Below are 12,391 nucleotides of genomic sequence, written 5' to 3'. Positions count from 1 at the left end.
TCACCTGGATGACCTCCGTTATTTTTGATTGGATTCTGTTGGCCAACAGTCCGTCCTTTCAAAGATTAACGTGAGGTCGTCTTTTTTTCAAAGGTCATTTTTTGTTACTTACAGGAATGCTCCTCGTCTTCTATTTAGAATCCTGATGAGCCCATGTTTAGGATAAAACAAGACAGAATAAGATGGTAGTGAGCAGAAGCATGACTGGATATTACAAATGTCATAATGAAAGTGAGTAGACAAATTTTAAATATCCGACCAAAAATAGGAACAGGGATGAAAGTTGTATTCTTCCATCCCTATTCCGGTTTCACCAGTGATACTTCCTGCTGAAAGGCTAATTAATTCTGCAACATATTGGGCTTTTATCAATTACTCACTAAAACCCCATTTATTTTTATTGTATAGTAACAGTATCATCATCAGCAATTCGAACAATTAAAGTCGTAGCTGAATTAACACTTGATTCAACAAATTCCAGAATATTCCTGCCAAATACAAAATCATAATTTTTCATTGCATGTGGATCAGCTCTTCTAACGAAAGACAGAATACATCATTCGCACAGTTTAGGATTCCCTTTTGCACAAGAGCACGCGCCTCCACCATGATCGCCCGTTTATCTAATTAAATTATTTTTGTTATTTACTATTTAGCAATTTAGCTATATTATAAAATAGTCCTTGGGAATGTTTTAATGGATGGTGAAATCAAATGAATGAGGGCATCTTTAAGGCAATGTCCGACTCAACACGCAGAAAGATTATCGAATTATTGAAGGAAGGACCAAAAACGGCTGGTGAAATTGCAAACCACTTTTCATTTGCCCAGCCGACAATTAGTCGTCATTTGACCGTGCTCAAAAATGCAAATTTGATTGTCGATCAGAAGGACGGAAACTTTATTATTTACAGGCTCAACACAACAATTTTGCAAGAATGGCTTGGATGGATTTTCGAACACTTTGGAGGTGGCGATAGTGATGAAAAAGAATAGGGTAATGCCTTGGTGGGGTTGGCTCGCATGGGTTTTAACAATAATACTTGGAATTGTAGCTTACACTCATCTTCCAGCCCTGGTTGTTGGCAATGCGAGCCGAATGACTCCGCGTTTATTAATAGTTTTGTATGAACCAGCAATCATGCTCGGCATTATTCTCTTATGGCACGTGTTGTGGAGAATTGATCCAAAGAAAAAGAACTACGGATCCTTTTGGTCGACTTATCGATATGTTGGTGGCGTCATTGTCGTGTGTATTAGCTTAGTGTACCTTACGGTGATCGGGCATGCTTTAAAAATCACATCGATACGATTCGCCCCAACTGCAATTGGCATCATGTTCATGCTCATAGCAAATATTTTACCCCGTATTCAACCAAATTGGTGGGTCGGATTCCGCACTCCATGGACTTTATCAAGTACGGAAAGTTGGAATCGCACGCATCGGCTAGGTGGACAATTAGGCATCCCAGTGGGAATTTTTATAATTATCTTGGCCTGGATTTTACCGACCAACTTAGTGATGAGGTTGGCTATTATCATACCGGTATTCCTATGGGTGCTCATTACAGTTGTGGCTTCGTATTTTTACGCTAAAAAAGAGTAGTTGTTCCAACAGAGGGCACAATCTTGGAAGATAACTTTTATATGTTTTAAAGATGCTTATGAAGTAAATTATAAAAAGGATATTTCTGGAACAAAGCAAATTTGGTATTTTGTGACCACAGTAAGATGGTGATTTTACGATATATCCCGTGAAGAGTTGAGCAGCATTTTTGAGCTTACACTGGAGGAAAACTATTATGAATAATACTGTCCTTGAAATTAACGAACTGTGCAAAGATTACCCTGATTTTTCTCTAAGAAACGTCTCATTTTCTCTGCCTATGGGTTCCATCATGGGATTTGTCGGACAAAACGGCGCTGGTAAGACTACCACAATCCGGCTAATCCTTAATATGATTAACCGGGAAAGCGGTGAAATAAAAATATTCGGTCTGGATAATGTGCAGGACGAACAGAAAATCAAGCAGGATATTGCGGTGGTTTTTGATGACACCTATTTTGTAGAGAACTGGAAGGTATCTGAAGTTGAAAAAGCCTTGAAAGGCTTTTATAACAACTGGAGCAGCACATTATTCACTCAATATGTTAAGAGCTTCCATCTGTCCGCCAATAAAAAAGTGAAAGAGCTGTCCAAAGGCATGAAAATGAAACTGATGCTTGCAGTAGCCATGTCTCACGAGGCAAGGCTGCTGATACTTGATGAACCGACGAGCGGGCTTGATCCCGTTGCCCGCGACGAACTGCTTGAAATATTGGGTAACTATATCGCCGACGGACAGAAAAGCATTCTTTTTTCAACCCATATTACCTCTGACCTCGAAAAAATCGCCCATTATATTACGCTGATTGATCATGGAAGTATATTTTATTCCGGAACGAAAGATGATCTGCTGGAAAGCTTTTGTATCGTCAGGGGCGGCCCGCATGACCTGATAGATTCACTGAAAGAAAAAATCATCGGGCTCACTACAAATATCGCAGGATTTGCGGGACTGTTGCCGACTTCCGAGATGAAACATCTGGCTCCTGAAGTCGTTACCGAAAAACCTTCTATAGACGAGATATTAGTATCAATAAGCAAAGGAGGCAGAAACTATGACTAATATTCTCAAATCGATTAAGCTCGATCACGATATAATGAAGTCGCGTTATCCAATCTTCATGATTGGTTACGTGGTCGGAATTTTATTCGCCGTACTGTCAAAAACGCCCATTTTGGCAACTTCGATTGTCATGGTCATGGCGGCCCCCCTTGCCGGTCAGTATTTTTCCATATATGAAAAAAACAATCTCGAAAAATTGTATGGAGTATTGCCGCTCAGGAAATCAGAAATCGTCATAGGCAGATATCTATACGCCCTCTGCATCGTCGTCGGAAATGGTGTTGTCGCGACGATAGTGGCATATATCATATCGTTTTTAACCAGAAGTGGAATGGGTGGCCTTGAAACCCTGAATTTTTTGTCCATAGCCTTCCTTTATTTCTGCCTGACCATCGCGGTGATATTTCCGCTTTACTTTAAATTTCCGTTTTCCAAAGTATATGTCCTTTCCAACTTACCGTTTTATTTGATTTTCATAATTACCCTTGGCGTTGCAAGAAAAACAAACGCTCTGAAACAGACGAGCTCATCGTTCCAATATTTGTCTTCCAACCTTACAATAGCGGCGATCGCGTTGGGCCTGGGGATCGTTCTGTTGGCCATTTCGTGCCTTCTTTCCTCCGCTCTTACCGAGGGAAACCGGACGGCACCTCTACCGGCGAAAGAATCGGGAAGGCGCCTGTTCTTCGCCGACAACCTGCGCACATGGATGGTGATCCTGGTCGTGCTGCAGCATCTGGCCGAAATCTACAACACGTTGTATTTGTTCATGATGCTGAACTCAGCTTACTTCATGGGCCTTTTATTCCTGCTCTCGGGGTATTTCACGCCCGGATCGTTCGAACGCAGAGGACCCGGGGCCTTCGTGAAGGACAGGCTGCTGCGGCTCGGCGTCCCCACGCTCATTTACGTATTCATACTCAGTCCAATTGCGAGAATTGGCACGCATGGTTTTGTGATCAATACAACGGCCAGCCTGTTTGCTTTGGGGCCGATGTGGTTTGCGGTGATGCTGCTCGTTTTCGACCTGGGCTACCTCGCCTGGCGGACAGTTGTGAAGAACAGACCGGAGCGCTCGATACCGGAAAACCACACGATGCTTACCTTCCCCAGAGTTGCTCTCTTCACTCTGGCTCTGGCGGCCGTCAGCTACCTGTTTCGGATCGCCGTCCCGTACGGCATACCCGTGCTCGAATTCCCGTCACTTGGATATCTTCCCCAATACCTGACCTTTTTCCTGATAGGAATGCTGGCCTTACGGCAGGACTGGCTCCGGACGGTCTCCGGTTCGCTCGGCAAGATAGGCTTCGTTTTGGCCGTGCTCGCAACAGTTATACTTTTCCCTGCGGCGGTTTTTATCGGCAAGGGCAGCCCATGGATAGGTCACGGCACCTGGCAGTCGGCAGTCTTCGCACTTTGGGACTCGGTCTTCGCCGTGGGGATGAGTCTCGCGCTCGTCACGTTCTTCCGCCGCTACGTCAACGGCGGGAAGAAATTCGGCCGGTTCCTTTCGCATCATTCATTCACTGTATATGTCATCCACGCTCCCATCCTTGTTTTTCTTGCATTAGCGCTGCGCGGCTTACAGATACAGCTGCTGCTGAAATTCTGCCTGACGGCGCTGGTGTATTTACCCTTCTCCTTCGGTATAGCCTGGATTATACGAAAAATACCGTATGTGAACAAAATCCTGTAAATAGCAAGACGCAAGTGCAAAATGCGCCCATTTTCTGAGAAGAACATTAAGAGTGCTCACAAATTGATAATTAAGGGAACAATCAAAACGATAGAGGAATTCTAAAAGACGAGACACGAAAATGATTTTCACGATTACCCCTTTAATTATTAGCAAACCGACGAAAGGCAGGGAGGCAAATACACTTGTAACTCACTAATAACTCAAAAATTGATACAAATTAACAATGCACCCCCTCAAAGGGGGTGCATTTTTTAAGCAGGTGCATTCTATTCTTCACTTTCTTGATCCGTGTTTACCTGAATTGAAATTATACCGTTTTTCCCTACATAACGTTTAGTGTTCGCAATCAGATTGTCAAATACTTACGACAATATGCGTTCATCTGCAAGAACTCCCCTTTGGTAATGGACGCATAATTTCAAGTCGAATATTGGCAACCGATAGTAATTCATAGGATTTCTTTCACATTAAGTTTAACAGAATACCATCCAACATGCTTTGAGACAGCTTTTATTGCTGATGGGTATATGAAATAGGGGAACTCAGCTTGTGACGCTATATAAGAAAAATACGCCTAAACGTATTTGACAGCATATATTCAATCAAGTATTCTTTCAAAATACATACTGTCACACCATTCTCCATTCTTATAGATATATTTACCAAAACGCCCAACAGACTGGAAATCGTTCTTTATTAATACTATTTGAGATCCTATATTATTAGGTGATGTCCCAGCCTCTATCCTATGAAGCTTATGCTTATTGACTGCTTCATCTAAAACAAGTTTTACAGCGCTTGTTGCATATCCCTTTCCCTGATGTTCCTCGCCTATTCTATAGCCTAGTCCAGCCTTATTAAAACTTCCTCTTTCTATTGATAATAAATTTATTCTGCCAAGAATCATTCCGGTATGATTCTTTATTAAATACATATATACTAATCCTTTCTCTTGTTCCTCAATAGACTCCTTTATTATTCTATTGAAATTATTTAATTCATAATAGTTATCTCCTCTTGGGAAACCTACTCTCTCAAAAAATGCCCTATTTGTAAGCTCAAATGTAAAAAGCTCCTGTGCATCTGACTCTTCAAGAAAATTGATTATAATATCTGGCATAAAAAACCCTCCTTAACATCATAGTATTGTACGAATGCGTCTCAATATAAGAAAAACGCGTCTTAAGTTCTTGAGTTCTTCAATTTCACAGCCAATATAACGGATTCGACTTGCTGAATTTATTATATCTATTTTTTCATTACGTCTTCAGCTATTGAGTACAGTGTTTGTATAGATTTTAACGATGTTTCATCATTATTGTTCCGCCTACCGAGACCAACTCTTTTCCACATCCCGTAGCTATCAGGAAAAGGGAAATCAAAATATTGATACAATTTGCAAACAATGTAGCTCAATATCCTACGAATTTCCTTCGAATGCATTCTCTAGGGCAGACCTTAACTTCGGATACTTGAATTCAAAACCAGCGTTAAGAAGTCTCTTCGGGATAACCCGTTGTCCGTGTAATAACATATCCGCCATTTCTCCTAATGCTATTCTCAATAATAACTCAGACATTGGCAACCAAGACGGTCTATTTAAAACCTCACCCAAGATCTCGCAAAAATCTTTCATTCGCATGGGGTATGGCGTTGTTGCGTTTACAGGACCAGTTAGCTCTTGATGTTCGATTAAATACCTTATCATACTTGTTAAATCCTGAATGTGTATCCAAGAAATCCATTGATTTCCCTTACCCAACGGACCACCCAAGTAAAACCTATAGGGCATTGCCATTCTGCTAAGAGCACCCTCACTTCCTATGACTACACCAATCCGTGGAGTTACAACTCTAGTTAAATCGCTTTGAACCTTGGAAGCCTCATTTTCCCAAGCTCGACAAACTTGAGCTAGGAAGTCTCCCCCTGCTTTTTCGGACTCAATTATCTCAGCATCCTGACAGTCTCCATAATAACCGACGGCTGAAGCGTTAATTAAAACTTTGGGTTGAATGGTACGGTTATTTATAGCTGTAACAATTGCTTCAGTAGTTCTAATTCTACTCTCTAATATTTCCTGCTTGACGGACTTAGACCATCGGCGATTGCCAATTGACTCGCCCGCTAAGTTAATTACTACATCAATTTCAGATAGTTGATTCATAGAAGTTAGAGGGGAATGATTATCCCATTCAATGACCTTAACCCCATTTTCTAAGGTATTTGTGGTTTTGGAGGGATTCCTTGTTACTACGTATACCTGGTATCCATTAGCAAGTAATTCCACTGTCAGGTTTCTTCCAACAAAACCCGTTCCTCCAAAGATTAAAGCCTTCATTTTTCCCACCTCAGCCTCACCTCTATTCGGCTCTTTCCATAAAGAACATAGTATTTTACGCTAACTCTCCGCAAATTTCATATCTTGACAGTGTTATTCTTAGAAAGTAGTTTTGTTACCGTTAGGGCAGTGAATATTATCGATATTTAGGTCATCATTAAGGAAATTGAATACTGTCTTCCATTTATTATACAGTTAAAAATTTTATGCCAATTAGCCTACTTAATTGCAAGAATAATGTGTTATATCCTTTGGTTAGGTAACGACTAATTCTTTTCAACATATGACTTCTATTTTAAATTATTTTTAGTCCCTTCTTGGAGCATCGGTTCATACATCATGATGGCATGATTCTCTGTAATAAACTCATCATCTATTAGGTCGTCTTTGCCGTCAAATACCTTACGGCGTATTATGTTATTCCTAGTATACCCTCCCCACCACTCATGATTAATTTGGTGGTGGCTCTCATAAACTTCATATCTTTTCTCAAAAATTCGGTTACTACGCCATTCTCCATGCAAATGTGTCTTATCCAACCACACAAGCAGTTGGTAATCGTCTAAAGTATTGTTTCTAACTTGCAAGTCCACATAATTGTAAACAATGGTTGCACCGCTTGCGAACGGCTGGGTACGGTTGACATCGGGAAATACATCATGTGTGTGCCGCCATCGCTCTGTCACTGTTAGAGGGCTATGCAAGGTCATCCAATAAATTAGGTTAGATAACTGGCAAAGTCCTCCTCCAATCCCAGCTTGAAATGTACCGTTCGAAAGTACCATTCCTTCTTTATAACCTTTTCGCTTGGTCGGTTTACCCACAAATCGCCACAATGAAAAAGTCTCTCCAGGCTTAAGAATTAAACCGTGTAGTTTGGTGGTTGCCAATTTAAGATTAACTACTTTATTTTCCTGTAGCCACATGTCTACATCCCGAAGTTGACGATAAAGTGGCGTTTGATGTTTTACAATAATGTATCGTAGCGGGGAGGGTGAGCATTTATCCGCATATTTAGTGGTTCTACTCAAATACCAATGTACATAACGTCGAAGGGTAAAAAACAACTTGCCCCAAAACAGCCGAATACTTGAACGCTGACGAGGACGTTCTATCCGTTTGAAATTATTGCTCACAATAAACACTCCAAAACTATTCTATTTGATTTCAAGTCTTATCCAAATTATTGGCTCATATTTTTGAATAACTTAATCTTGTTCTACAATGCGGAACAATTGCCCTCTGATATGTATTAATATTCAATTAATTTATCGCAAATAAGGATCATCCGGCTAGTAAACTGTTACTCAGGTGTAAGGGAATTAGGCTTCGCCATAATATTGTGCAAAATAGCTTGCACCTTTTTTAGTTACTTTAACGTTAATTAAATGGTTTCCTGATACATCAAGAGGTGGTCTCGTCAACGAATAAATTTTTGCGTCTTGCAGTTCTAGAATATTTCTATCTAATTCAGTCTGAAACTGATTCTCAACAATTCCTGTGGTCAAGGCACTAATTGGGTGCTCCGACAGAAACAAATATGTTCTAATTGCCATCTGTGGCGTGGTATGAGCGTGAGATACAACATACCCTATGAAAATACTGCAACCAATAATCATTGAAGTGACCGCAACAACCAGCTTCTTTTTCATTGCATGCTCTCTCCTTAGAACAAGGTTAATTTATAATGCATGAGGTTAAAACCTTCTAGCTTTACATCTATCCGTTCACCCTTATTAAAGTTTTCCTTACTCACATTAAAGCCATAATTATAAGTGCTTCCTCCACCGCCCCAGGAACCGTGAATTGATTGACCATTTTCATTAACGGCCTGAAAATTGGGGTTTGCGTCACTATAAAGCCTATTGCCGAATGAATCAGGTTCTAGCAAGCTTCGAAACGTAAAGACTGTACCTTCACGCTTGTACCAGTTATTATCAAAGGACCAGCTTATCCAATAGTCATCTCCCACATCTTTTATGGGTTCTAAATATACTTCCGAATCATATTTTTTCATTAGAAGTTTGCGGTGTCCTAATTCGCTTTGTTTCTGGTAATCTCCAGGGATAATCGCAAAGGCTAAGATATCATCTGCCTTAGAAGTAGTTGTGTTATAGAAAATGTTTGAAGCAATTCTACTCTCCATAGTTTCAGCTCTTAGATTCATGATTAAAAAGAAACCAAAGAGTATAAGGATTGGAATTATAAACCATCGCTTCATCCTTATTCCTCCCTAATTAGAAGTTTACAAGAGGCTTTATGTGAGCAACTTTAGACATTACAACTATATCCCATATTAACTGCGAATCATGACGAAATAACATACTATTGCTAAAGTTAAATGCCCTCAGATAGAAAACGTCAAAACTATCTAAGGGCATGCGGATTGCAAATATGTTCATTTATTCGTACATCGATATAATGCAAAATATCAATCGTCACAGTGACATAAATAATCTTTAAATTTCACAACTCCTTTTCAAAACACATCACCATAAATTTATCTCCTATTTTCTCATGATAAAAGATAAATCCCCTATTAATCCAGAAATTTAACTCACGGTTATTTCCTTTGATAACGCCGAGGCGTACTTTCTTTAAACCTTCATTCCGCATTAAACACTCATATTTTTTCAGTGCTTCGATAGCGTATCCTTTTCTTTGATGCTGGGCATGTATCATCAGCAAACCTAACCACGGCATGTTATCAGACGGATTCTCCATGAGGTAATCAATTACCCCAACTGGATAATCATCGTAAACAACAAAACGCGTCACTGCACCTAGCCTTTTAGATGATGCATACATCTCTAGGATTCCTGCATCACTAAGTACAGCATAACCTTCAGATAACAAGTTATATTCTTTATTTGAGTTGACTATTTCTTTAAATACCTCAAGACGCTTAGATGTAACTGGTTGGAAATCTAGCAACGGCATCATGTTAATCTCCTAAAAAGATTGAAATTTGTATAGCGAGTGGCAATTCCGCCTGGTTCTATAAGTGTCCGTCCAACACTGATTAGAGCGGACGGATTTATACTACTGGGCTTAAGAATTATGTGAACCAGTGTTTATTTCATTACTTCCATCTTCTTTGGATATTTCATATTTTTTTAAACTTAGTGTAACTTTAAATGAGAAAAAAACTAATATTGCCAAAAAGATGATAAATATTCCTATTTTGATGGCGTTATTTTCAGTGTGTGAAAAACGAAATAAAGTAATACCCAATAAAATTTCCAATAGACCCATGTATATTAGATTATTTCCTGCAAAAGCAGATAGCTTATCCCTATGATATTCTTTTCTCTCATCCAATTGATTTATTAATTCGATTTTTTTTGTCATTTTTATGAATACCCCAATAAGTGCAAAAAAGCAACCTGCAATAATACATAATAAATACATAGTTTTCAAATACATAAATATCACTCTTTCAAAAATATCCTATTGTATTAAACAGCTTAAATATGCTCCTTCCTAAAAAGAACACTTTCCCGTTACTAATTTAGATTAATAAATACATTTCAGTAATTTAGAAACCCAATCCTTTCTGTTAACAACAAAGTCACGTATGGTGAGGACTACAAAATAAGAAGAAACATCTAATTCAACTAATAGACATTCGTCATAAATTAAGCTGATATTCAATTCTTTTTGGGGTTCAATTCCTTTTTGACTTAGCAAACTTGACAATTCTACGTATAATTCTTGACGATATACATCTATTGACCTTTCTACAGAAAATCCCCCTGCTAAACTATCCCACCAAACTTTAAAGGATTTATAAATCTCACTATAATTCTTTAAACTGGTGGAATTATTTAAAAACAAAGTTCGATAGAATAAATCTTTTTCAGCGTAAAAAATCTTAACACCATTACTTTGACGTTCAGATATTCTCCGTGAGACCTCATTCCATAAATCCTTATACTTTACTTGGAAATCTTCCTCAAAAGCTGTTATTGATGGAAAATAAGGAAATTTATATTCTTTTTCACTTCGGCTTTGATTAAGATATATATTTTGTATGTAAATTAAAAAATTCAAAGCATAGGTTGCCTCTGTTCTCATTACCAATGAATTTTGCATTCCATCATACTCCAATTTATTTATTAATTAAAATAAATTCCCTTTTAGCGACGTTACAATTGAGAAATTAATTTCTAGTTACTTTTATTTATCGATAGGTTTTAAGGTTCTTAACTCATTCAGTATCATCGATGTAGAAAACCCTACAATTGAAGAAAGATACAGTATTGAAAAAATTATTGCATAATAATACGAGTATTCCGCATTGCCACTATTAAATAGGCTCGAACTAAGACTCACTATAGGGAAGCCCAATATAAATATCCCTAGACCGATGATTATTGATTTTATCAAAATGCCCCCTCCTTCGTATAAGTACTTCGTTACTCAAACAATTCTTGTGTATAGGAATGGGACGACGGGATTATCAATTAAGAGATAATCCCACTCATTATATGGAGTATCCCTTTCCAATTACATGTGAGTGAAACAAGGCTGGATTTAAATTAGAATTTAATAAATCTAAAGGCTCCGAAACCAATAAGCCTTAGGCGAAGTAAATTCAAATTGAAAAGGATCATGACATCCTGAGTAATATTCGTTGTGATAAGTCATAGCAACTAAAACCTGCAAGGTACTATTCATTAGTATTATGTCGCGGGGATTATGTTTCTCAAAGTATTCAAAGTAAGGGAACCTTGTAAAGATTGCTGGTTCAGTTTGCTTAATTCCTGTTCTTCTATGTAATTCTGAAATCGTTTGTAAAGGCACTCTCTTTAACATGTCACTTATATCCCTTCCATTGAATTCCCTCTCATACTCTAAATCATGAGAATTAGGGCGTGACGATAGTTTTTCGGGACCATTTCCTGCGTAGGTTGCCCTTTTTGCTTCTATTAAAAATTCTATGATATTTTTCTTAATCATTTTAACTCTCCATATTTAACTTTCAATCATAGTTCAATCCTGTATTCAGCGAAAAAAAACAAGTCCTCTATTTATTAAGCCTTCTTGAAAAACATCCTAAAAGCAAAATATATTAACACTAGCCCAACGGTAAAATTTAACGTTGAGATTATGGTAACGGATAAGAACTTTCGTGTAATGCTTCCGATGACCGCGATGACTGTCAAAAAGAATATCGTTGATAACACAGAACCAAAACCGAAAAAGTAAACCTCAGTTCTTGTAAGTTTCTCTTTAGCTATTTTGGTTGAAAATACTCCAGCCCAAAATAGTATCGTTAAAGGGTTTGATGCAGTCAAAATAATTCCTTCAACAAACGAGTTTTCTGTTTTAATCCCGTTGAACAAGCTCACATTGGGCAAAACTTCCCATCCAAATGTCCCAACGACGATATGTAACCCGAAAATCGCAACAATTATTGAACCAAAGAGTTTAAGTATCTGCTTTACCCTTTCCTTATCAATAAATGATGCAATTCCAAATATCGCCAACAATATGTAAAGCGCATCAATTATCGCAACGCCTAAAACAGCTAATTCAGCAGTCAATAATCCCTTATTTCCTCCCAAGGTGAATATGAAGACACATACTGGTCCTATTGCTAACTGCAACATCATCCCCAGCTTAAATCCTTTTGTAATCACAGAATAGCCTCCAAAATAAGAAATGCTGATTTATCCAATA

14 protein-coding genes are annotated in these 12,391 nt (G+C 38.4%); 4 read left to right on the top strand and 10 right to left on the bottom strand.

Annotated features, from left to right (window positions below):
• Window positions 1-714: 714 nt before the first annotated feature.
• The 4 genes from B5Y67_RS09365 to B5Y67_RS09350 all read left to right on the top strand — a co-directional run bounded on the left by B5Y67_RS09365 (window position 715) and on the right by B5Y67_RS09350 (window position 4,365).
• A complete protein-coding gene (locus B5Y67_RS09365) occupies window positions 715-996 on the top strand; it encodes an autorepressor SdpR family transcription factor (protein WP_088226185.1) in 282 nt (93 codons plus the stop codon).
• Window positions 983-1,606, top strand: coding sequence for an SdpI family protein (locus B5Y67_RS09360; RefSeq protein ID WP_088226184.1), 624 nt, complete (start codon window positions 983-985; stop codon window positions 1,604-1,606). Before B5Y67_RS09365 ends, B5Y67_RS09360 begins: the two co-directional genes overlap by 14 nt.
• 196 nt (window positions 1,607-1,802) lie before the next feature.
• Window positions 1,803-2,669: an ABC transporter ATP-binding protein gene (locus B5Y67_RS09355; RefSeq protein ID WP_088226183.1), complete on the top strand. Its 867-nt coding sequence runs from the start codon at window positions 1,803-1,805 to the stop codon at window positions 2,667-2,669.
• Entirely contained in the window at window positions 2,662-4,365 is a 1,704-nt protein-coding gene (locus B5Y67_RS09350; RefSeq protein WP_088226182.1) for an acyltransferase family protein, read from the top strand. The genes B5Y67_RS09355 and B5Y67_RS09350 overlap by 8 nt, the downstream gene beginning before the upstream one ends.
• 601 nt (window positions 4,366-4,966) lie before the next feature.
• Here B5Y67_RS09350 and B5Y67_RS09345 read toward each other — a convergent pair.
• The 10 genes from B5Y67_RS09345 to B5Y67_RS09295 form a co-directional block, all read right to left on the bottom strand.
• The gene (locus tag B5Y67_RS09345; protein ID WP_088226181.1) at window positions 4,967-5,488 is read right to left on the bottom strand and encodes a GNAT family protein; all 522 of its coding nucleotides are present in this window, start codon (window positions 5,486-5,488) and stop codon (window positions 4,967-4,969) included.
• Window positions 5,489-5,788: 300 nt separating this feature from the next.
• A complete protein-coding gene (locus B5Y67_RS09340; RefSeq protein WP_088226180.1) occupies window positions 5,789-6,706 on the bottom strand; it encodes a TIGR01777 family oxidoreductase in 918 nt (305 codons plus the stop codon).
• 290 nt (window positions 6,707-6,996) lie between these two features.
• A complete protein-coding gene (locus B5Y67_RS09335; RefSeq protein ID WP_242975917.1) occupies window positions 6,997-7,842 on the bottom strand; it encodes a VanW family protein in 846 nt (281 codons plus the stop codon).
• 186 nt (window positions 7,843-8,028) lie between these two features.
• A complete protein-coding gene (locus B5Y67_RS09330) occupies window positions 8,029-8,358 on the bottom strand; it encodes a hypothetical protein (protein ID WP_088226179.1) in 330 nt (109 codons plus the stop codon).
• 14 nt (window positions 8,359-8,372) lie between these two features.
• The gene (locus tag B5Y67_RS09325) at window positions 8,373-8,927 is read right to left on the bottom strand and encodes a hypothetical protein (protein WP_088226178.1); all 555 of its coding nucleotides are present in this window, start codon (window positions 8,925-8,927) and stop codon (window positions 8,373-8,375) included.
• Window positions 8,928-9,172: 245 nt separating this feature from the next.
• Window positions 9,173-9,649 (bottom strand): GNAT family N-acetyltransferase, encoded by a 477-nt coding sequence (locus B5Y67_RS09320; protein WP_088226177.1) that lies wholly within the window; start codon window positions 9,647-9,649, stop codon window positions 9,173-9,175.
• Between the two features lie 108 nt (window positions 9,650-9,757).
• Complete coding sequence (locus B5Y67_RS09315; protein ID WP_088226176.1) at window positions 9,758-10,132, bottom strand: DUF3784 domain-containing protein; 375 nt, start codon at window positions 10,130-10,132, stop codon at window positions 9,758-9,760.
• A 90-nt stretch (window positions 10,133-10,222) separates the two neighbouring features.
• Entirely contained in the window at window positions 10,223-10,801 is a 579-nt protein-coding gene (locus tag B5Y67_RS09310; protein WP_088226175.1) for a hypothetical protein, read from the bottom strand.
• Window positions 10,802-11,263: 462 nt separating this feature from the next.
• Window positions 11,264-11,668, bottom strand: a complete 405-nt coding sequence (locus tag B5Y67_RS25855; protein WP_242975916.1) for a hypothetical protein — start codon at window positions 11,666-11,668, stop codon at window positions 11,264-11,266.
• A 74-nt stretch (window positions 11,669-11,742) separates the two neighbouring features.
• Window positions 11,743-12,351, bottom strand: coding sequence for a LysE family transporter (locus B5Y67_RS09295; protein ID WP_088226173.1), 609 nt, complete (start codon window positions 12,349-12,351; stop codon window positions 11,743-11,745).
• Between the last annotated feature and the right edge of the window lie 40 nt (window positions 12,352-12,391).

Origin of the sequence: Desulfosporosinus sp. FKB, from assembly GCF_002196705.1 — a bacterium.
Lineage (GTDB): Bacteria > Bacillota > Desulfitobacteriia > Desulfitobacteriales > Desulfitobacteriaceae > Desulfosporosinus.
The sequence above is the reverse complement of the archived record's forward strand: the minus strand, read 5'-3'. Positions and strand labels throughout refer to the sequence as shown.